Here is a 20,495-nt window from a genome sequence, read left to right as displayed (position 1 = left end):
CTTGTCCGCCGATCCTTTCCGCAGCATAGTCCCGCGCATGAAAAAGATCCCGTTCCGCCTCTCGCCCTATCAGGTGCAATGGCTCCTGATCATAGGCTTCGTCACTGTCGGCTACGCGCTTTATCTGCGCTATCTGGCGATCGAGCTGTCGAGCGTGGCGCTCGCCTGTGACGCCGGCCTGCAGACGCTGGCCTGCAAGAGCCGGGCGGTCGCGACCACGCTGTTCAAGAATTCGGTGTTCGGCGCCACGGCACTGGTGATCGCGGTGCTGCACGTGATGCGGCCGTCGATCGTGCTGCTGACCGGTGGGCTGATCGCCGCCGGCCTCGGCATCGTGCTCTACAACATCGTGCTGTCGGGGCTGGCGATCGGCCTGCTCATCCTCGGATTTGCGCGGCCCGCGCCCGCCACAGCGTGAAGGCGAGCGTCAGATACATCGCGCAGGTCCACAGCGCCTGCCAATTGTCGCGGCCCTCGTTGTAGATGACGTAGACCGAGGAGATCGCAAGCAGCCCGGCGAAGCTCGCCTCCGCGATCGGCCGCGCCCCCTGCGCGGGACGGTTGCCCAGCAGCATCGCGAACGGCACCACCGCCATGGTCAGGCTGGCGAACGGGAAATCGCGGTAGCGCGGGTCGAACACGAAGCCGAGCGCGGTCTCGGCTGCGATCAGCACGGTGACGATCAGGACCAGACCGAGCGCATAGCTGACCTTGAGCTGCTTGCGGCCGTCATTCGGTCCCAGCAGATCGAGAAAGGTCGGCAGCGGCCGTCCCGCCATCGCCGCATTGGCGGCCAGGACCGGCGCCAGCATGCCGGCCGCGAGCAGCGCGCCCCATTGCAGCCAGCCGCCGAAGCCGAGGCTCTCATAGAACATTTTGTCGGCGGCCATGCCGAACAGCACGCCGGCCGTGGTCGCGGAGATGCTGACCCCGATCCAGGTCGACCAATGCGGCGTCCATGGCCGCCGCCGCACGGTCAGCCAGCCCACCAGGAACACCACGAAGGACAGCACCATGCCGGCGCCCATCTGCAGCTTCCACTGCGGATAGTTGCTGACCGGCTCGCCCGGCGGATATTTCAGCGCGCGCTGGTCGTCGCTGATCAGGCCCCAATAGCCGCCGACCGTGCCCTCGAGCTTGCGCTTCCACGGCTGGTCATAGGCCTCGATCAGGTTGACGCGGAAATTCTCGCGCTTGGCGAGGCTCAGGATCTCCGACACCACCCGCGCCTGGTTGGCGCGCGACGGCAGCGCGCCCTCGCGCATCCGGCCCTCGCTCGGCCAGCCGGTTTCGCCGATCAGGATTTCCTTGCCGGGAAACGCCACGCCGACCTGCTGGCGGATGGTATCGACATGCGAGGCGGCGAATTTCGCGCGCACCGGGATGTCTTCCCAATAAGGCAGGATGTGCACGGTGACGAAATCGACGATGTCGTAGAGCTCGCGGTTGCGCAGCCAGAACTCCCAGACGTCGGCATAGGTGACGGGAACCTGAACCTGCGCCTTGACGCTGCGGATGGTCGCGGCGAGATCGGCGGTCGTCATCTCGCCGCGCAGCAGCACCTCGTTGCCGACCACGACCGCGGTGATGACGCCCGGATAGCGCTTGATCAGGTCGACCGCGATGCCGATCTGCTGCTGGTTCTTGAGCTTGTTGGAGCCGAGCCAGATGCCCTGGATCACCTTGATGCCGGCGCGAGCTGCGATCGCCGGAACCTGATCGAGCCCGTTCTCGATCGAATAGGTGCGCACGCATTCCGAGATCCTGGCGAGCTGCACCAGGTCCTGCTCGATCTGCTCCGCGTCGATATGGGTGGTCGGATCGAGCGGGCTCTGCTGCCCCCGGAACGGCGCGTAGGAGACGCATTGCACCTTCGAATCGGGCTCGATCGGCGCGCGTGCGAGCGTGATGGGCTTGGCCAGCCACCACCACGCGGCGGCGATGACACCCAAGGATACGAGCAGAAGCGCCAGCGGCGTAGGAAGGGATTTCAGTTCCGTTCTCCAGGCAGGGTGGTGTCGATTACCCGGTCGGCGGCGATCTGCCAAGTAGGCGATCCGTGGGCACGCCGCCGGGCATTCGGCGGCTTCCGAATCGGTTTTTTACGATGACGCGAGAAAGTTGGGCCGTTGCTGGACAAAATCCGCGATTCCGGTCATTGGGAATTCCGGTTGGCCCCGGCTGTCGCACCCCAGGTTTCTGGGCCCCGCACGAGCATCCGACAGGAACGCGATGCGACGACCGGAATCAATCTCCCGCCGCAATCGGGGCCGATTTGATCGGCATCAACAGTGCGTCCGTCAGGGGACGGCATGAAGGCAACAATCGGGGAATTTATGGGTCGACGCGTGCTCCAGTCCAAGTTTTCGGTTTTGCGCCTTGTCGCGTCTCTCGGCCTCATGGTGATCGTCGGCGCTCCCGGCGCCTTCGCCCAGAGCGGCAACGATCATCCCCAGGACCAAAAGCCGCAGGCGGCCAATCCGGCCGACGTCTCCAAGGAGAACCAGCGCAAGGCCGACGAGTTCACGGAAGCGGCCCAGGCGCTGAGCGGCGGTCCGGCCGGCAACCCCGAATGCGTCTGGCTCGGCCGCCGCCTGGTGCAGCTGCTGTACCGGGACGACCTCGATACCGCGTTCCGCCACCTCGATCTCTACGACCGCTTCGGCTGCCCCGGCGGCCACGTCCAGGCCTCGTTCCGCTGCCTGACCCGGTTCATCGCCCAAATCGACGACAAGATCCCGAATTCGTTGAGCAACCACGTTCACACCTGCTGGATCAACCCGGACGCCAAGCCGCAGGTGGCCGCGGCGCCGGCGCCGGCTGCTGCTCCGCCGGCCCCGACCGGGTCGGCTCCGGCCGCCGCCCAGCCCGCTGCTCCCCCGGCCGCGGCGCCGCCCCCGCAGCAGCCCGCCAAGCCGTGAGCGCGCCGGCCTGCGCCACGATCGGCCGCGGCGCGGGCACAGGGCAGCCACGCAAAGGCCGCATCACCGCTGCAGTTGTCTCACGGCGCTGCAGCGTTATCGTGACGCAGGCGGCTTTGTGCTGAACCGATGCCGGTTCAGCCCTCGTTCAGCGATGAATGGGCCTTAATGTCACGACCGGCGTGATGCCAGCGCGGCAGCATGACCGGTCTCCGTTCGAAGCCGCGCGTCGTCGTCGTGCCTGGGCAGCACGATGCGAGGCGCCGTGGCGCTGCGCCGATGGCAGGTCGCCATCGTTGCCGCTGCTCTCTCCTCTCCAGCCCGCCATGGTGTCCTGACCGATGCGCGTGATCGCAGCCGTCATCCTGTTCGTCGCCGCCGCGCACGCCGCGCTGTGGGGTGTCCTGCAGCAGAAGCAGAGCGCACCGGATTTCACCGGCATGCTGCCGAGCGTCTCCTACGCGCCGTTCGAGGGCACCGACCATCCCGACGTCGACAACGTCCCCAACGCCGAGCGCATCCGCAGCGACCTCAAGAAGCTCGCCACCATCACCCGGGCGATCCGCCTGTATTCGTCGACCGGCGGCGTCGAGCTGGTGCCGCCGATCGCGGCCGAGGTCGGGCTGAAGGTCACGCTCGGCGTCTGGATCGACAAGAACGAGGACCGCAACAAGCGCGAAATCGCCGCCGCCGTGCAGCTCGCCCGCCGCAACAGCAACGTCATTGGCATCGTCGTCGGCAACGAGACGCTGTTCCGCGGCGAGCTCAAGCCCGACGAGCTGATCGCCTACATCAAGATGGTCAAGAAGGCGGTCAGCGTCCCCGTCACGACCGGCGAAATCTGGAACATGTGGCGCGACTATCCGCAGCTCGCCTCCAACGTCGACTTCATCGCCGCGCACGTGCTGCCGTATTGGGAGTTCTTCAACCACACCCAGGCCGTCGACCAGGCCGTCGACCGCTACCAGGTGCTGCGCGAAAAATTTCCCGGCAAGCGCATCGTGATCGCCGAGTTCGGCTGGCCGAGCGAGGGCTACAACCGCGGCATCGCCGATCCCGGCCCGTTCCAGCAGGCCTGGGTGCTGCGCAATTTCGTCACCCGCGCCGAAGCCATCGGCATGGAGTACAACATCGTCGAGGGCATCGATCAGCCCTGGAAGTTCTTCGAAGGCGGCGTCGGTCCGTATTGGGGCGTGCTCAACGCCTCGCGCGAGGACAAGTTCGCCTGGACCGGGCCGATCGTGAACCCCGACTATTGGAAGCTCGCGAGCATCGCGCTGCTGGTCGGAATCCTGCTGTCGCTGCCGATCATCCGGCTGCGCCGGCCGACCGTGCTGCAGGCGATGGTGCTCGCGATCACCGCGCATGGCGTCGGCGCCTGGGTCTCCAACGTCTTCGCCTATTGGAACACGCATTATTTTGTCTGGGGCTCGACCTTCGCGCTGACGCTCGGCCTGATCCTGCTGGTGCCGCTGATCCTGATCGCGATGGCGCGCATCGAGGAGATCGCCGCGATCGCCTTCGGCCGCGAGCCGCGACGGCTCCTGACCCGCGACAAGGCCGCGCGCGAGCGCGCCGCGATGCCGCAAGGCTACTGCCCGAAGGTCTCGATCCACGTCCCGGCCTATTTCGAGCCGGTCGAGATGATGAAGCAGACGCTGGATGCGCTGGCCCGGCTCGACTACTCGAACTACGAGGTCGTCTGCATCATCAACAACACGCCCGACCCGGCGTTCTGGCAGCCGATCCAGGATCACTGCCGCATGCTCGGCGAGCGCTTCAAGTTCATCAATGCGGAGAAGGTCAAGGGCTTCAAGGCCGGCGCCTTGCGCATCGCGATGGAGCGCACCGCCGTCGATGCCGAGATCATCGGCATCATCGACGCCGACTATGTGGTGACGCCGGACTGGCTGAAGGATCTGGTGCCGGCCTTTGCCGACCCGGCCGTCGGCCTGGTGCAGGCGCCGCAGGAGCATCGCGACGAGCATCTGTCGCTGATGCACTACATCATGAACGGCGAATATGCCGGCTTCTTCGACATCGGCATGGTCCAGCGCAACGAGGAGAACGCGATCATCGTGCACGGCACGATGTGCCTGATCCGGCGCGCGGCGATGGACATGGCCGGCGGCTGGTCGAGCGACACGATCTGCGAGGACACCGACCTCGGCCTCGCCATCCAGGAGCTCGGCTGGCAGACCCACTACACCAACACCCGCTACGGCCAGGGCCTGCTGCCCGACACCTACGAGGCGTTCAAGAAGCAGCGCCATCGCTGGGCCTATGGCGGCTTCCAGATCGTCAAGAAGCACTGGCGCCGCTTCCTGCCCGGCCGCAGCCGGCTCACGGCCGACCAGAAGCGCGAATTCTCGCTCGGCTGGCTCAACTGGCTCGGCGCCGAGAGCCTCGGCGTCGTGGTCGCGATCCTCAATCTGATCTGGGTGCCGATCGTCGCCTTCGCCGGCATCGCCATCCCCGACAAGATCCTGACCATCCCGATCATCGCCGCCTTCGTGGTGTCGCTGGCGCACTTCCTGATCCTCTACCGTCTGCGCGTCGCGGTGAGACCGTGGCAGATGCTGGGCGCGATGATCGCGGCGATGAGCGTGCAGTGGACGGTCAGCCGCGCCGTGGCGCAGGGCCTGATCACCGAGCACCTCGCCTTCGCCCGCACGTCCAAGGGCGGCCTGTCGCGGATGTCGATCGAGTTCCAGGCGTTCTGGGAGGCCGTGATCGGCGCCCTGCTCCTGATCGGCGCCACCATCCTGATCGTCACCAACACGCTCGCGATCACCGAGCTCTACATCTTCGCCGCGGTGCTGATCCTGGAGAGCCTGCCGTTCCTCTCGGCGGTCGCGATCGCCGTCCTGGAGATGTCGAGCATCAACTCCTTCGAATTCTGGCGCCACGCCACCGTCCGCACCGCCGAACTGATCGGCCTGCGCCCGGTCTGGGTGCCGGAACTTGCGGCGCCGGGCATGCAGCCGGCGGCTCTAGGGATGCAACCGGCCCCGCTCAGCGCGGCGGCGACGAAGGTGGTGGAGAAGGTGTAGGCCCGAGACCGGCGGGCGCGCGGAAGTCGCTTTTTGCCCGGCTGCTCCCCCACACACCGTCATGGCCGGGCTTGTCCCGGCCATCCACGTCGGAATGGTAGCGCCAGGCGCCAGACGTGGATGCCCGGGACAAGCCCGGGCATGACGTGCCTCAAATTGCGTTTCGTCGGGCCGCTGACGCGTCCGCCATGATCCCACGTCGTGAAGAGCGCTGCCTGAAGGCGGCGCGTCTCGACCCCGAGGCCTTGCTGATGCGGCATCCGCCCGACCGCCCCTGTGGTTTCACCCCCGCCCCCTATTGACCGGACCGCACCCACCCCCTACACAGCGCCACGTCAGCATGCGGCCCAAGGCCGGGGTTTCACCGCCCCGTTCCCGCGACCCGCAGTGAACCACAGCCCCGCCGCAAGCGTTCTGATGGTCACCTGCCGACGATCCGGACAGTGACGGTCAGCCGTCACACCGCTTCCCTGGAAGCGAGCGCGTAGCTCAGCCGGTAGAGCACGTGACTTTTAATCATGGGGTCCCGGGTTCGAGTCCCGGCGCGCTCACCACCCATCCCCCCGACCAACCATGTTTCCCCGCTCGAGGCGGAGGACCACGGAGACGACCAACCATCAACATCTTCTTCACGGCCGACCGCCATTTCGGCCACGCCCGCATCATCGAGCTGGCGAAACGCCCGTTCTCCTCCGTCGCCGAGATGGACGAGATCATGATCGAGCGCCACAACAAGGTTGTCAGGCCCGGCGACATCGTCCAAGACCTCGGCGATTTCGCCTTCGCCGATCACGCGCCTTACCTGCGTCGCCTCAACGGCCAGATGCACCTGACGCTCGGAAATCACGATCACTCCAGACGCGTCCAGGCCGCCCGGCATCTCTGGGCCAGCATCGAGAGCCTGCGCAACATCACGCTCCCCGACGGGACCCACCTGACGCTTTGCCACTACGGCCTGCGCGTCTGGTCGAAGTCGCACCACGGCGCGCTCCACCTCTACGGCCACAGCCACGGCCGCCTGCCCGGCGACAGCCAGTGCTGCGACGTCGGCGTCGATTGCTGGGATTTCACGCCGGTGCCGATCGAAGAGATCAAGGCCCGGCTGGCGATGCTGCCGAGACGCAGGGAGCCTGAGCATCAATCCTGATGCGGCCCACGGCACCTTGCCAGCTTCTTAGACTCCCAATTCTGCGCCCCGCCACCACGAATACGCTCCAAGCCGACGTGTGAGACACCTACAGGGGGGGGGAGAACGACGTGCCGCACAGCAAACGATTAGTGGATTGAGATCCCACAGATCACAGAATACGCTACAGTCACGGCACAACCACTTGTATACCATAGTCGAAGCGACAAGATCGACGAATCGCATCGGGCCCTCGGAGCCTCAGTCAATGCCTACTCTTGGCAGCCTCTGCTTCTTCAACAACAAGGGAGGTGTCGGCAAAACCACCCTGGCATGCAATGTAGCCTCCTACATCGCTGAGACGGAGAACCTCAATGTACTGCTCATTGATGGGGATCCCCAGTGCAACGCTACTCAATTGGTATTGCCCGACGAGACAACAGAGCGACTCTACGACGCTCCTGCCGGGCTGCCTGAAATGGACACGCTCAAACAGGTGCTGGGCCCCCTACTCAAGGGTGACGCTTCCCTGAAGGCCACGCACCGCATAGCGGGATCGGACACCAATAAATTCGGCATTTCCGTAATACCCGGTCATCCCCACGTCGCTTTGCTCGAGGATCGGCTCAGCACTGCTTGGACACAGTTTATGGGCGCCGACCTCGGTGGCGCTCGTGTTTCCAACTGGAATACCCAGCTTTTGAGTCATCTAAAATCCGAATACGACCTCATTGTCTTTGACGTGGGCCCGAGCCTGGGAGCCTTGAATCGATCTATCCTCATCGGCGTTGACTATTTTCTCGCTCCAATGGGCTGTGACATCTTTAGTCTGATCGGCATCGAAAACATTGCTGACTGGATAGCCCAATGGCGTAACTATTACGATCAGGCCTACGCCCAAGTAATATCCAGGCACGAAACCACTCTCACGGAATACTCTCGTGAAGTACGAGCATCTTCTGGCCTTATGGCTCGCTTCGTCGGTTACACCGTGCAGCAGTACATCACAAAAACTATTCGTGAGGAAAAACGGGCAACTGGCGCGTACGAGGCAATACTCACAAAGATTCCTAGTCAGATTGCATCGAGCTTAGGCCCATTTGTTGCTCCTCGCCTAACAATTGACGAAACCCGCCTTGGTGACGTGCCGCACATGTTTAGTCTAGTCCCACTTGCCCAGACAGCGCACACACCCATCCACAAGCTGACAAGCCGTGAGGGCCTCTCAGGAGGGCAGTACCAACAGCAGCGTCAATATCAAGAATTCATTGGCAATCTTACTACGTCCTTAATGCGCAATCTCCGGCGCACTGCGGAAATGCGAGCATGATTGACTGGCCGGAAGACTTAGTTAGAGATATTGCCGCGCGCCGGTCTGTCCTATTCCTGGGCGCAGGCGTTTCTCGCAACGCTCAAAATGAGCACGGAGTTCATCCAAGAGAATGGATGGACTTCTTGAAGCACCTTGCGTCTCGCATACCCGATGCGGGGGAAGCCGCAGAGGTTGTGCAATGCATCGAAGACTCGGATCTGCTAACCGCGTGCGAGCTCGCTCGGAAATATCTATCGCCATCTACGTTTAAGACGGAGATGCTGCAGGAGTTCTCCGGAAATGGGTATCGACACGCAAAAATCCACGATGACTTGAGTCGCGTCGACTCTCGACTCGTGATGACATCGAACTTCGATAAGCTATATGAAAACCGGGCCAATCAGCTCCAAAACAACACGATCATCGTAAAGAACTACTACGATAAAGACGTGGCCGATGTGTTTCGACGACTTGATCGTGTAGTTATAAAGGTGCACGGAACTATAGATGCGCCGGACGACACCATCTTTACGCGAAGTCAATACGCCGTCGCACGCAGAGATTGTGGGCATTTCTATCAACTTCTTCGCGGCCTGTTTGTGACCCACACATTTGTGTTTCTTGGCGCTTCTATGCGCGACCCCGACATGCAACTTCTGCTTGAGGATCACGCCTATCGCTTTGAAGGCGCTCGCCCTCATTACATAGCTATGCCCGAAAACTCCGCCCGAAAAGGAATTCTGCGCGTCTTGGAGGAGACGATGAATCTTAAGGCCTTGATGTACGACCCGGCACACAATCACAAGGAACTCGCAGACTCGGTTGCGGGACTCGTCAGCAAGGTTGAGCTGGCTCGCGAACACCTCGCGGCCACTGCGGGATGGTAGAGAATGCTCGGACGCCTCTCTTCTGTAGCGCAGCGCGCGCCTCGCCGGTGGCAAGCATCCTCGCAGGGCATTGACTATTCTTGCTTGCATCAACTAGCGCCTTATATCGGCAAGCTGAAGCCTTTAATTGCACGCGAGCTACTCGGACAGTTCACTTCGCCGGGAGACGTCGTGCTCGACTGCTTCTCAGGCTCAGGAACAATTCCGCTCGAATCCGTGATGCTCGGGCGTCGAACGCTGGCATTTGACACCAATCCTTATGCCATCACATTAACCCGCGCGAAGTTGGAGGCGCCGCCATCCTTGGAGGCGGCTAACGAGCAGCTCGCCCAACGGCTGCTCGCTTCGCAAAGGCGCTCCCGGTACGACCAAAGAACGATACCTCTATGGGTCCGAAAGTTCTTTCATCCCAAAACCCTTCAGAGCGCGCTGCGCTTCGCGGATGAATGCATCGAGAAGGATGACCAGTTTTTGCTTGCGTGCCTACTGAGCATTTTGCACCATCAGCGACCTGGCTTCTTGTCGTATCCTAGCAGTCACCTTGTACCATACCTTCGCGACCGCAAGTTCCCAAAGGAGGAATTTCCGGAAATGTATGCCGAGCGCGACCTAGCTCCTCGATTGGTGGCTAAACTTGCTCGCGCTTATAAGCATGGCGGGAGCATCAATCGTTCCAAGGTCCTAAGAGTCGCGCGGATCGGTGTCGCTGATCTCAAACTCGACTACGAGGTAGACGCTATAATCACGAGTCCGCCGTATATGAACGCGCTGGACTACGTTCGAGATAACCGGCTTCGAATGTGGTTCTTAGATCGATCGACGGTCGATTATTCACCAGAGCCCACTGATCGGCAGATGCAGTCTGACGCCATCACTTCTGCTTTCGCAAGCAACGCCTTGAAGTATCTGCGCAAGGGTGGCCATTGCGTTCTTGTCGTCGGTGAGACTGTACTTCGCAAGCGTATAAAGACACATCCCGCTGAACGCATGCTTGCTCAACTGACTACTGAATATCCTGGCTTACGAGTAGAGCGTGTAATTCGCGATGAAATACCTGACATTAGGCGATCTCGGAAGACTGGAGCGGCTACAAAACGGGAGCTGGTTCTTGTTCTCAGAAAAGAGTGATGTTCCGGCGGCTAGGGGTGCTGTGGCACCCGCTCGCCGCAAACCTGGGCGGTGGGTTACGGTGCCAGTGCACTAAATTGAACGTAGCCCCGTCGACGACTTTAGTGCACCGTAGTCGCGGCAGGCCCGAGGACTGCCTCCGGCCGGGCGGCCCAAGTAACAAGAGACCCGTCCCTCACCTACCGCGGGGCATCGGCCTCCAACACGACCTTCGCCACCGGATAACGCCAGTCGTTCTTCGTGTTGTCGGCGGCGGCATCGATGCCTGCCACGATGACCGCACCAAGGATGCCGCCATTGACGCCGCTGGCCAGACGCGCCTGGCGCGTCGAATCGAAGGGCGCGACCGTGATCATCCGCTTCTGATAGCCAGGCTTCTGGCAGGTCACGGCCAGCGTGCTCGATTGTCCGCGATAGAGCGGCACGCGCACCTTGGCGGGGCTGGTCATGGTGGCGGTGAAACCGGAGGCTTCCAATGAGCAGGAGGCCCCGGCCATCTCGACCTCGCCGCTCTGTTCGGGATTGTGGAACGTCCGCACTTCCACGAGCTGGTCACCCGCGAAGTCGGGCGCGCTCGGGTCGGTCCGACGCTTCTGTTCGTAGACGTCGATCCCTCGGCTGCCCGTCGTCGACCTGATGTCGGTCACGTTGTTGACCGCCAACGGCGCAGCACAGCCGCCAAGACACGCCGCTCCCACGATGGCCAGCCCGCTGGCCACCCGACGCAAACTATTCATTTGAGCCCCCACAGTACCCCTACTGTCGGTAATCAGCGGTAGCAGGGGCCGACCGGGGGAACAATAGCCGCAACCTCGGGGGGAATGGAGCGACTATCAAAAACCGATGACGTTGCGGGCAGGACACAGTCGCAACCGTCCCGCCTTAGCGTCGAAGCTGTTCTGGCGGCGCTTCGGACCCGTGTGATAGTTGGGCGCGGGCCGAACTGCTGAAAGGATCATCGATGAAGGCGGACAATCGTCTTGCACTCGCGTGCATGGCGCTGATCGCTGTCCTGATGGTCCTGCTCCTGTCAGCCAAATATGAGGATTGCCAATCGCGCGGACGACCCGAGGCCGAGTGCTTGCGGCAAGTCCAGCTGGAGCCTCCGACGTGGCGGCCCTGAGCGCGCCCGGCAAAGGTCTCGGCGGCGGCACCGCCGTATGCGCCGAAGATTTTATTTCGCCAACGCGCTCAACGCGATCACCCCTGTCCAGTCCTGTTCTGAAAAATTTTCGTCTTCCCTTTTTCCGAAAATCATGATTGACTGCCGCCATCCCGTGCTCCTCGAGAGGGGCGGATCGCGATCGTCACGGACGTTGGGCGCGGGGAGCGGTGGCCGCAGCTGGGTCGCAGCGTGCGTGAAGCGCGCGGACGAACGGCCTGATGCGGACGTGAAATCGCGTGGTCCTGGCGCCCCGAAGCTGGCGCCAAGCCTTTGGGGATGATGACCCCGAGGGCGACGGTGGCTATCAAGCCGGACACCGGGGAGATCGCGTATAAGCGTGAAGACCATCGCGCGGGGAATGCCGGATGTCGGCTGAACCTGTGGTGACTGCCGCCTGCTTTTCTTCTGCAGGCGGGCCATGGGTTGCGGCCTGCAGCCCGGCATTCCCCGCGCCCTCTGTTTGATGGGGGGCGAGACGACCAGCAAAGCTCGGACGCACCATGCGTCGCGACGATGGTTGAACGCGCCCCTGCCCTCCGTTGTCAGCGCATGGTTGTGCCGGTGCCAGCATCATCGCGTGTCCTGATCGCCGATGCGTGAACCTGTTCACGGCTATCGTCCGCCGGCGCCGTGTGGAATGCTGGCGTTCGATGTGAGACCCGCCGGCCGCTATGCGGCCACGAATTTGGGAGCCCGCTGATGTCGTTTGCCTTTCTGCTGACCTCGCTGATCGTGGTGGCCTCGCCCGGCACCGGCGTGCTCTACACACTCGCCGTGGCGCTGACCAAGGGCGCGCGGATGAGCGTCGCCGCGGCGTTCGGCTGTACGCTCGGCATCATCCCGGCGATGCTGGCTGCAATCGTGGGACTTGCCGCGGTGCTGCACACCAGCGCGCTGGCGTTTGCCGCGCTGAAATATTGCGGCGTCGCGTATCTTCTGTACATGGCCTGGCAGACGCTCGGGGAGCGCGGCGCGCTCTCGGTGGAGACGAAGAACGAGGCGCGCTCGGCCGGGCGCGTGGTGCTGACCGGCTTCCTGATCAACATCCTCAATCCAAAACTGTCGATCTTCTTCCTCGCCTTCCTGCCGCAGTTCATTGCACCGGATGAGTCGCATCCGCTCGCGATGATGCTGGAGCTGTCGGCGACGTTCATGGCGATGACGTTCGCGGTGTTCGTGGTCTACGGGCTGTTTGCAGCAGCCGTGCGCGATCGCGTCGTCAGCCGGCCCCGCGTCATGGCCTGGCTGCGCCGAGCGTTTGCCGGCGGCTTCGCGCTGCTGGGTGCACGGCTGGCGGTGAGTGAGCGGTGAGAGAGTCCAGTCAGGCTGGTGAAGGCTGATGGCGACAGGAATACGGCCTTTGCCCCTCACCCTGAGGAGCCCGCCGCAGGCGGGCGTCTCGAAGGGCGAGGCCCCCTACTGTGGCCTCATGGTTCGAGACGCGCCGCAAGGGCGGCGCTCCTCACCATGAGGGTCAAAAGCCAAGGCGGCACTGCACACCGGACCATGAACACGCCAAGAGGCGTGTTCATGGAGAGGGTTGAGGTCCGAAGCCGGAGTTGCAGATTGGCCATGAGCAGCGCGCTCATCGATTGGAAAGCGAGTTGCGGATCGAAGCGTCTAAGCAAAAGAAAAACCCGTCTGGAGCGCTGCCGCTCCAGACGGGTCTCATCAGTTCAGCAGTTCACCCGGCAGAGCTCAGCCGAACTGATTCATCGTGTTGTGCGCGCCGCCGGCCTTCAGCGCCTTCTCGCCCGCAAAATATTCCTTGTGGTCGTCGCCGATGTCGGAGCCGGCCATGTTCTGGTGCTTGACGCAGGCGATGCCCTGGCGGATTTCGGCGCGCTGGACGTTCTTGACGTAGCCCAGCATGCCCTGCTCGCCAAAATATTCGCGGGCGAGGTTGTCGGTCGAGAGCGCGGCGGTGTGGTAGGTCGGCAAGGTGATGAGGTGGTGGAAGATGCCGGCGCGCTTGGCCGAATCCGCCTGGAAGGTGCGGATGCGCTCGTCGGCTTCCTTCGCCAGCGGGGTGTCGTCGTACTCCGCCTTCATCAGTTCGGCGCGGTTGTACCTGCTGACGTCCTGGCCCGCCTCCTTCATCGCGTCATAGACCTGCCAACGGAAGTTGAGGGTCCAGTTGAACGACGGCGAGTTGTTGTAGGCGAGCTTGGCGTTCGGGATCACCTTGCGGATGCGGTCGACCATCTTGGCGATCTGCTCGATATGCGGCTTCTCGGTCTCGATCCACAGCAGGTCGGCGCCGTTCTGCAGCGAGGTGATGCAGTCGAGCACGCAGCGGTCCTCGCCGGTGCCGGGACGGAACTGGTAGAGGTTGGAGGGCAGCCGCTTCGGACGCAGCATCTTGCCGTCACGGTTGATGATGACGTCGCCGTTGCGGGCGTTCGCGGGCGTGACTTCCTCGCAATCGAGGAAGCTGTTGTACTGATCGCCGAGATCGCCGGGCTGGCTGGAGAACGCGATCTGCTGCGTGAGACCGGCGCCGAGCGAGTCGGTGCGGGTGACGATGATGCCGTCCTCGACGCCGAGCTCCAGGAAGGCGTGGCGGCAGGCGCGGATCTTGGCCAGAAAGACGTCATGCGGCACGGTGACCTTGCCGTCCTGATGGCCGCACTGCTTCTCGTCCGAGACCTGGTTCTCGATCTGCAGCGCGCAGGCGCCCGCCTCGATCATCTTCTTGGCGAGCAGATAGGTCGCCTCCGCATTGCCGAAGCCGGCGTCGATGTCGGCGATGACAGGGACGACGTGGGTCTGGAAGCCGTCGATCTTGGCGATCAGCTCCTTCTCCTTCGTCGTCTCGCCGGCCTTGCGGGCCGCATCGAGACTGCGGAAGATGTCGTTGAGCTCGCGCGAGTCCGCCTGGCGCAGGAAGGTGTAGAGCTCCTCGATCAGCGCGGGCACCGAGGTCTTCTCGTGCATCGACTGGTCCGGCAGCGGGCCGAATTCGGAACGCAGCGCCGCGATCATCCAGCCGGAGAGATAGAGGTAGCGGCGGTCGGTGCGGCCGAAGTGCTTCTTGATCGAGATCAGCTTCTGCTGCGCGATGAAGCCGTGCCAGCAGCCCAGCGACTGGGTGTACTTGGTGCTGTCTTCGTCATAGGCGGCCATGTCGGCGCGCATCACCGCGGCGGTGTAGCGCGCGACGTCGAGGCCGGTCTTGAAGCGGTTCTGCAGCCGCATCCGCGCCACGGCCTCGGCGGTCACGCCGTTCCAGGTCGGGTTGGTCTCCAGCAGCGCACGCGCCGCTTCGATCTCGGCCTGGTAGGACGCGGGTCCCTGGATGGCCTGGTCGCTCAATCCACGCGGTTGGAAATTCATGTCCGTGATCCCTCGGTTAAGGACAACCTGGGACCTGTTGTAAGCAGCCGTTGTCCCTGGACCAGACGTAGCGCGGAAAACTTGTCACACTTTACAATATTCTCGTGTATAGCTGTAAGGAGATTACAAAACCGGATTTGGCCATGACCACCGCCACTGCCCGCTCGATCTTCATGGGCCCGCGCCTGCGCCGTCTGCGCCGCGAGCTCGGCCTGACCCAGGCCGACATGGCCGCAGACCTCGAAATATCAGCGCCTTACGTGGCGCTCCTGGAGCGCAACCAGAGGCCGGTGACGGCCGACATGCTGCTGCGGCTGGCCCGGACCTACAAGATCGACCTCGCCGATCTCGCCGGCGACGGCGGTGCCGATCATACCGCGCGGATGCAGTCGGTGCTGAAGGACCCGATGTTCTCGGACATCGACATCCCCGCGCTGGAGATTTCCGACCTCGCCGTCAGCTACCCCGGCATGGCCGAGGCCTTCCTGCGGCTCTACACCGCCTATCGTGAGGAGCAGCTGGCACTCGCCGAGCGGGCGCCTTCGATCTCCGGCGGCACGCCGCTGCCCGACGGATTCGACGCCAACGATCCCGTCGCCGACGTCCGCCGCTTCCTCGCCGCCCGCCGCAACAATTTTGCGGGGCTCGACGATGCCGCGGAGCGGCTGGCGCAGGCGGTCTTTACAGGCGCTGCGACCGGCTCGCCCCAGGTCGTGGCGAGCCCCGCCGGCTTCATCGAGCGCTTTCGCGAGAAGCACAAACTCCAGGTCCGCTACATGCCGCCGAACGTGATGCTCGGCTCGCTGCGGCGGCTCGACTTGCACCGGCGGCAATTGCTGATCGAGGATTCGCTCGACAGCGCGAGCCTGAAGTTCGAGCTGGCGCGGCAGCTCGCTTACCTCGAGCTCGACAACGAGATCAGCGCGGCGCTGGAGGACGGTAAGTTCGCCAGCAAGACCGCCGAGCTGCTGGCGCGCCGCGCGCTCGCGGCCTATGCGGCGGCGGCGATCATCATGCCCTATTCGATCTTCGCCAAAGCCGTCGACGCCAGGGCCTACGATCTCGAAGCGCTGGCGCGGCAGTTCGGCACCAGCTTCGAGCAGACGGCACACCGTGTGACGACGCTGCAGAAGCCGGGCGCCGAGAAGATTCCGTTCTTCCTGATCCGCGTCGATCCCGCCGGCAACATCTCGAAGCTGCTCGATGGCGCCGGCTTCCCGTTCGCACGGCACGGCGGTGCCTGCCCGCTATGGTCGGTGCACGGCATCTTCAAGACGCCGCGCCAGATCGTCACGCAATGGCTGGAGCTGCCGGATGGCCGCCGCTTCTTCTCGATTGCGCGCACCGTGACCGCCGGCGGCGGCTCCTATGGCGCCGTCCGCGTCGAGCGCGCCATTGCGGTCGGCTGCGCCGCCGAGCATGCGGCCCAATTGATCTACACCCGCGATGGCCACGGCCCCGATGCCGACGCGCCGACCCCGATCGGCACCGCCTGCCGCGTCTGCCACCGCCCGAAATGCGCCGCCCGCTCGGCGCCCCCGATCGGCCGCGAGATCCTGCCCGACGACTTCAGGACGTCGTCGATCCCGTTCGGCTTTTCGGCGGATTGAGGGGGATGATGTGACCGACATGGCACACATGGGGTCGAAAGGAGCACATCGGCCGTCGATGGAGGTAAAGACGTATCATTATACCGCTACAATCTGTTTCAGATCATTACTGTTCATGAATGGGGCTGACGGTCTTCAACCGGCGCGCGTTGCGCCCGGCCGTCGGCGATGGTCGCGTCATGAACGAGCCGCATCGTGGATTCTGGCCGGTGCTCGGCGGCATCCGGTTTCTGCTGGCGATGTGGGTGCTGTTTGACCACACCTACAATGTCGGGCCGGCCGAGCGCGCGATCCCGGTGCTGACCAAGAGCGGCCTGATGGCGGTGATGTGCTTCTTCGTCATTTCCGGCTTCAGCATCCACCACTCGATCGCGACCCGCCCCGATGGCTATCTCCGCCGCCGCTTCCTGCGGATCTTTCCGCTCAACGCGCTGGCAGTCGTGATCGGCTGGGTCGCCTGGTCCGTGCTCGGCGCATCCGGCGGCTACCTCGTTCCGTCCGAGCCGCCGACCGCCTGGCAGTTCATTGGCTGCATGCTGCTGCTCGAGGCGTTCCTGCCGATCATGATCTCCTTCCTCTACCCGGCCTGGTCGCTGTCGATCGAGGCGGTCTACTATCTGCTCGCGCCGCCGTTCAAAAAGCTCGAGGGCCGCCCGCACATTCCAGCGATCATGATCGCCTCCGGGCTGTTCTTCGTGGCCTGGCCCTTGTTCCGCAACGAATACGTCGCCGGCCGCAACTCCTATTGGCTGACCGCCATCGTGATGCTGTGGGCGTGGCTCGCCGGCTGGGTCGCCTACAAGCAGCCGCGGGACCGGCGCTATCTGGTCCTGCTCGGCATCGCGGGGCTGGCCGCGGTGGCGACGCAGGCGCGCTTCTTCGACGTCAGGAACTTCGGATCGGCGGCCGTGAACTGCGTCGCCTGGATCGGCACGCTGGTCGTGGTGTTCTACCGGATCGGCGATGTCGGCGGCCGGACCGCCGCGGTGTTCGACTATCTCGGCGAGATCAGCTTCCCGCTCTACATCTTGCACTATCCGGTGCTGTTCGCCGTCGCCGGCTCATTGTTCAGGGTCTATCCAAACTTGAACTGGGGCGTGACCCATGTCGTCATCGCGCTCGGTGCGGCGATGCTCGCCTATCACTGGGTCGACAAGCCGCTGCGCCTGTCGCCCGGGACGGGCTTGAGCCCGCGGGTTGCCGATCAGTTCGGCCGCTTGCGCTTGTGGGCGAACGGGTTCGCCTTCTCGCGCAGGGTGATGCGCACCGGCGTGCCCGGCAGTTCGAAGGTCTCGCGCATCGAGTTGACGAGGTAACGCAGATAGGATTGCGGAATCGCGTCGGCGCGCGAGCAGAACAGTACGAAGCTCGGCGGCCGCGCCTTCGTCTGGGTGATGTAGTTGAGCTTGAGGCGGCGGCCGGACACCGCCGGCGGCGGATTGTTGGCGATGGCCTCCTCGAACCAGCGGTTCAGCGCGGCGGTCGACACCCGCTTGTTCCAGATGGCGTAGGACTCGACGATCGCCTGCATCAGCCGGTCGATGCCCTCGCCCATCAGGCCCGACACCGCGACGATCGGCGCGCCAGCGACCTGCGGCAGCCAATGGTCGGCATCCCGGCGCAGGCCTGCGATCTGGCCGGGCTGGGCCTCCATCAGGTCCCATTTGTTGACCGCGATCACCAGCGCCCGCCCCTCGCGCTCGATCAGGTCGGCGATGCGCAGATCCTGCTCCTCGAAGCGGTTCTGCGCATCCATCATCAGCACCACCACCTCGGCGAACCGCACCGCCCGCAGCGCGTCGGCGACCGAGAGCTTCTCCAGCTTCTCCTCGATCCGCGAGCGCCGCCGCAGCCCCGCAGTGTCGAAGATACGAAAGCCGCGGCCCTTCCATTCGATCTCGACCGCGATCGAATCGCGCGTGGTGCCGGCCTCGGGGCTGGTCAGCAGACGCTCCTCGCCGAGCAGGTGATTGATCAGGGTCGACTTGCCGGCATTGGGACGGCCGACGATGGCGACGCGGATCGGGCGTGTGGCGCGCTCCTCGTCGGTCTCCTCGTGCTCGTCGTCCTCGTCCTCGGTGGGCGGCACCAACACACTGACGGCGTCGTAAAGCTCGCCCATGCCCTCACCGTGCTCGGCGGAAATCTGGATGGGGTCGCCGAGGCCGAGCGCGTAGGATTCCATCGCGCCAAGCTCGCCATGCTTGCCCTCGCTCTTGTTGGCGAGCAGCAGCACCGGCTTGTCGGCGCGGCGGGCAAAATCGGCGAAGGCGCGGTCGGCCGGCGTCAGGCCGATGCGGGCATCGATGACGAAGAACAGCGCATCCGCAAGCGCGATCGCGGTCTCGGTCTGCTCCTGCATCCGCGCGGTCAGCGAGCCCTTGGGGCCCTCGTCGAGACCAGCGGTGTCGATGATCGTGAAATTGAGATCGAACAGCTTCGCCTCGCCCTCGCGGCGGTCGCGGGTGACGCCCGGCATGTCGTCGACGAGCGCCAGCTTCTGCCCAACCAGGCGGTTGAACAGGGTCGATTTGCCGACATTGGGCCGGCCGATGATGGCGAAGGTGAAGGACATGATTGATCCGTGCGCGTGTGCGCGCAGCTTTAGCGCATTCGGCCGCAAAACCGAAACAGCCGATCCGCGTGACCGGCGGACGGGCTCAACGGCTGAAGGAGCCGCTCGGCATCGGCGCCGGGAACGCGCTGCCGGACTGCTGGGCTGGCTGCTGCGCGGGAGCCGGGTCATCGGCCGGCGGCGCCGTGGTGCGGCGGCGGGCGATCTTCTTCGGCTTCGGAGCGGGTGGAACGCCCGCGGCGCCCCCCTCGACCGCGGCGGCCTCGCCGTCCTGCGGATCGGCGGGAGCCGGATTGCTCACGGCAGCCTGCCGCTGGCTCTTGGCCCCCTTCTTACCTTTCGGCTCCTCTGCAGGGGGCGGCGGCGGAGCCGCTGCCTGCGGCGCGCCTGGATCGGTCATCTGCTGCTGCTGCGCGCCCTTGTAGAGGTCCTTCGGCACGCCCTGCTCCAGACCGGGCACACCTTCGGGGAACACCGGCTTGCGATCGCCCGGCAGCTTCTTCTTGGTGTCGAGGAAGTCGAGCATGTCCGACGGGTCAAAGCTGCCGCCGCTGGCGCAGCCGCCGAGCACGCCCGTGAGCGCGGCGAGGACGGTCAGGGCGATGAGGCGTTGGGGGCGGCGCATGGTCGTCATCTTCCGATCAAACTCAGTTTCGCCGTCGCGTCGCTGCGATCAGCTCTTGGCAACGGCAGGCAGCAGCGCCTGCAGGGCCTCGGCGCGCGAGCGCAGGCCAGGCGGGGTCTCGCCGTCCAGCGAAATCATGTCCAGCCACTGGCGGGCCGCGGCGGCGTCATTGGCCTTCCAGGCCGACAGCGCCAGCAGCTCGCGGGCGGCATGGCGGAACGGCGCCCCCGGCGCGGTCTCGCCTTCGAGGCGCGGCTTGAGGTCGCCATAGGTCGCGGTGTCGACCAGGAGGCCCGCGGCACGCAGGCGCGCCATCGACTGCTGCTCGGCGCCGATGCTGCGATCGGCGGCGAGCTCGTCATACAGCTTCACGGCGGCGGCCTTGTCGCGCTCCGCGGCCTCGGCGGCCTGGTGGAAGCGGGCCAGCATGCGGTATCCGGAGGGGGCGGTGGCGGCGACCTCGGCGAACGCCTTCTCGGCCTCGGCGTGCTTGTTCTGTTCGGAGAGTTCGATGGCCTTGTTGAACGCCGTGCCGGCCTCGGCCGCCTTCTTGGCCTCGAGATAGGAATAGCCGCGCCAGCCGCCGACGCCCGCGATGATCAGCACCGCGACCGCAATGATGAGGAGCGAATAGCGGTCCCACAGCTTCTTGAGCTGTTCCCGGCGGACCTCTTCATCTACTTCATCAATAAATTCAGACACTTAATGACATCCCGTCAGATTCGCCGCGAGCGCGCGCGAAACGATTTGAAGTGCC

16 protein-coding genes and 1 tRNA gene are annotated in these 20,495 nt (G+C 64.2%); 11 read left to right on the top strand and 6 right to left on the bottom strand.

Annotated features, from left to right (window positions below; translation table 11 throughout):
- Positions 1–37: 37 nt before the first annotated feature.
- On the top strand, positions 38–418 hold the full coding sequence (locus tag ACQR1B_RS24045) for a hypothetical protein (RefSeq protein WP_434834040.1): 381 nt from the start codon (positions 38–40) through the stop codon (positions 416–418).
- Here the strand turns inward: ACQR1B_RS24045 and ACQR1B_RS24040 are convergent.
- The gene (locus ACQR1B_RS24040) at positions 378–1,952 is read right to left on the bottom strand and encodes a beta-(1-6) glucans synthase (RefSeq protein ID WP_434834039.1); all 1,575 of its coding nucleotides are present in this window, start codon (positions 1,950–1,952) and stop codon (positions 378–380) included. The two genes, ACQR1B_RS24045 and ACQR1B_RS24040, sit on opposite strands and share 41 nt — an antisense overlap.
- Positions 1,953–2,336: 384 nt before the next feature.
- On the opposite strand from ACQR1B_RS24040, the gene ACQR1B_RS24035 reads away from it, so the two are divergent.
- The 7 genes from ACQR1B_RS24035 (at position 2,337) to ACQR1B_RS24005 (ending at position 10,427) form a co-directional block, all read left to right on the top strand.
- Complete coding sequence (locus ACQR1B_RS24035) at positions 2,337–2,921, top strand: beta-1-3, beta-1-6-glucan biosynthesis protein (RefSeq protein ID WP_434834038.1); 585 nt, start codon at positions 2,337–2,339, stop codon at positions 2,919–2,921.
- Positions 2,922–3,262: 341 nt separating this feature from the next.
- The gene (locus ACQR1B_RS24030) at positions 3,263–5,974 is read left to right on the top strand and encodes a glycosyltransferase (protein ID WP_434834037.1); all 2,712 of its coding nucleotides are present in this window, start codon (positions 3,263–3,265) and stop codon (positions 5,972–5,974) included.
- 478 nt (positions 5,975–6,452) lie between these two features.
- Positions 6,453–6,528 (top strand) — tRNA-Lys (locus ACQR1B_RS24025).
- 161 nt (positions 6,529–6,689) lie between these two features.
- Positions 6,690–7,121: a metallophosphoesterase gene (locus tag ACQR1B_RS24020; RefSeq protein WP_434834036.1), complete on the top strand. Its 432-nt coding sequence runs from the start codon at positions 6,690–6,692 to the stop codon at positions 7,119–7,121.
- 247 nt (positions 7,122–7,368) lie between these two features.
- A complete protein-coding gene (locus ACQR1B_RS24015) occupies positions 7,369–8,430 on the top strand; it encodes a ParA family protein (protein WP_434834035.1) in 1,062 nt (353 codons plus the stop codon).
- Entirely contained in the window at positions 8,427–9,299 is an 873-nt protein-coding gene (locus ACQR1B_RS24010; RefSeq protein WP_434834034.1) for an SIR2 family protein, read from the top strand. Before ACQR1B_RS24015 ends, ACQR1B_RS24010 begins: the two co-directional genes overlap by 4 nt.
- A gap of 3 nt (positions 9,300–9,302) precedes the next feature.
- On the top strand, positions 9,303–10,427 hold the full coding sequence (locus tag ACQR1B_RS24005; RefSeq protein ID WP_434834033.1) for a DNA methyltransferase: 1,125 nt from the start codon (positions 9,303–9,305) through the stop codon (positions 10,425–10,427).
- Positions 10,428–10,606: 179 nt separating this feature from the next.
- Here the strand turns inward: ACQR1B_RS24005 and ACQR1B_RS24000 are convergent, their stop codons facing one another.
- Positions 10,607–11,164 (bottom strand): hypothetical protein, encoded by a 558-nt coding sequence (locus ACQR1B_RS24000; protein ID WP_434834032.1) that lies wholly within the window; start codon positions 11,162–11,164, stop codon positions 10,607–10,609.
- A 1,127-nt stretch (positions 11,165–12,291) separates the two neighbouring features.
- Between ACQR1B_RS24000 and ACQR1B_RS23995 the strand changes: the two genes are divergently transcribed.
- The gene (locus ACQR1B_RS23995) at positions 12,292–12,903 is read left to right on the top strand and encodes a LysE family translocator (RefSeq protein WP_434834031.1); all 612 of its coding nucleotides are present in this window, start codon (positions 12,292–12,294) and stop codon (positions 12,901–12,903) included.
- Between the two features lie 387 nt (positions 12,904–13,290).
- Here ACQR1B_RS23995 and ACQR1B_RS23990 read toward each other — a convergent pair whose 3' ends face one another.
- On the bottom strand, positions 13,291–14,928 hold the full coding sequence (locus ACQR1B_RS23990) for an isocitrate lyase (RefSeq protein ID WP_434834030.1): 1,638 nt from the start codon (positions 14,926–14,928) through the stop codon (positions 13,291–13,293).
- 143 nt (positions 14,929–15,071) lie between these two features.
- Here ACQR1B_RS23990 and ACQR1B_RS23985 point away from each other — a divergent pair, with 143 nt between their 5' ends.
- Together ACQR1B_RS23985 and ACQR1B_RS23980 are read left to right on the top strand one after the other, a co-directional pair.
- The gene (locus ACQR1B_RS23985; protein ID WP_434834029.1) at positions 15,072–16,538 is read left to right on the top strand and encodes a helix-turn-helix domain-containing protein; all 1,467 of its coding nucleotides are present in this window, start codon (positions 15,072–15,074) and stop codon (positions 16,536–16,538) included.
- A gap of 179 nt (positions 16,539–16,717) precedes the next feature.
- Entirely contained in the window at positions 16,718–17,854 is a 1,137-nt protein-coding gene (locus ACQR1B_RS23980) for an acyltransferase family protein (protein WP_434871371.1), read from the top strand.
- Here ACQR1B_RS23980 and der read toward each other — a convergent pair.
- From der to ACQR1B_RS23965, 3 genes are all read right to left on the bottom strand, one after another.
- Positions 17,743–19,113, bottom strand: coding sequence for a ribosome biogenesis GTPase Der (gene der, locus ACQR1B_RS23975; protein WP_434834027.1), 1,371 nt, complete (start codon positions 19,111–19,113; stop codon positions 17,743–17,745). The two genes, ACQR1B_RS23980 and der, sit on opposite strands and share 112 nt — an antisense overlap.
- Positions 19,114–19,198: 85 nt before the next feature.
- A complete protein-coding gene (locus ACQR1B_RS23970; protein WP_434834026.1) occupies positions 19,199–19,738 on the bottom strand; it encodes a hypothetical protein in 540 nt (179 codons plus the stop codon).
- A 48-nt stretch (positions 19,739–19,786) separates the two neighbouring features.
- Positions 19,787–20,440: a tetratricopeptide repeat protein gene (locus ACQR1B_RS23965; RefSeq protein WP_434834025.1), complete on the bottom strand. Its 654-nt coding sequence runs from the start codon at positions 20,438–20,440 to the stop codon at positions 19,787–19,789.
- Positions 20,441–20,495: the final 55 nt, after the last annotated feature.

The sequence above is a fragment of the Bradyrhizobium oligotrophicum genome, assembly GCF_051168495.1.
GTDB classification, from domain to species: domain Bacteria; phylum Pseudomonadota; class Alphaproteobacteria; order Rhizobiales; family Xanthobacteraceae; genus Bradyrhizobium; species Bradyrhizobium oligotrophicum_A.
The sequence above is the reverse complement of the archived record's forward strand: the minus strand, read 5'-3'. Positions and strand labels throughout refer to the sequence as shown.

Bases quoted from the DNA above. Each gene is read 5' to 3' on its own strand.
- ACQR1B_RS24000 (WP_434834032.1), bottom strand. From the start codon at position 11,164: ATGAATAGTTTGCGTCGGGTGGCCAGCGGGCTGGCCATCGTGGGAGCG.
- ACQR1B_RS24010 (WP_434834034.1), top strand. From the start codon at position 8,427: ATGATTGACTGGCCGGAAGACTTAGTTAGAGATATTGCCGCGCGCCGG.
- ACQR1B_RS23985 (WP_434834029.1), top strand. From the start codon at position 15,072: ATGACCACCGCCACTGCCCGCTCGATCTTCATGGGCCCGCGCCTGCGC.
- ACQR1B_RS24005 (WP_434834033.1), top strand. From the start codon at position 9,303: ATGCTCGGACGCCTCTCTTCTGTAGCGCAGCGCGCGCCTCGCCGGTGG.
- ACQR1B_RS24015 (WP_434834035.1), top strand. From the start codon at position 7,369: ATGCCTACTCTTGGCAGCCTCTGCTTCTTCAACAACAAGGGAGGTGTC.
- ACQR1B_RS24035 (WP_434834038.1), top strand. From the start codon at position 2,337: ATGGGTCGACGCGTGCTCCAGTCCAAGTTTTCGGTTTTGCGCCTTGTC.
- ACQR1B_RS23980 (WP_434871371.1), top strand. From the start codon at position 16,718: ATGAACGAGCCGCATCGTGGATTCTGGCCGGTGCTCGGCGGCATCCGG.
- ACQR1B_RS23990 (WP_434834030.1), bottom strand. From the start codon at position 14,928: ATGAATTTCCAACCGCGTGGATTGAGCGACCAGGCCATCCAGGGACCC.
- ACQR1B_RS24030 (WP_434834037.1), top strand. From the start codon at position 3,263: ATGCGCGTGATCGCAGCCGTCATCCTGTTCGTCGCCGCCGCGCACGCC.
- ACQR1B_RS24020 (WP_434834036.1), top strand. From the start codon at position 6,690: ATGATCGAGCGCCACAACAAGGTTGTCAGGCCCGGCGACATCGTCCAA.
- ACQR1B_RS23970 (WP_434834026.1), bottom strand. From the start codon at position 19,738: ATGCGCCGCCCCCAACGCCTCATCGCCCTGACCGTCCTCGCCGCGCTC.
- ACQR1B_RS23995 (WP_434834031.1), top strand. From the start codon at position 12,292: ATGTCGTTTGCCTTTCTGCTGACCTCGCTGATCGTGGTGGCCTCGCCC.
- ACQR1B_RS24045 (WP_434834040.1), top strand. From the start codon at position 38: ATGAAAAAGATCCCGTTCCGCCTCTCGCCCTATCAGGTGCAATGGCTC.
- der (WP_434834027.1), bottom strand. From the start codon at position 19,113: ATGTCCTTCACCTTCGCCATCATCGGCCGGCCCAATGTCGGCAAATCG.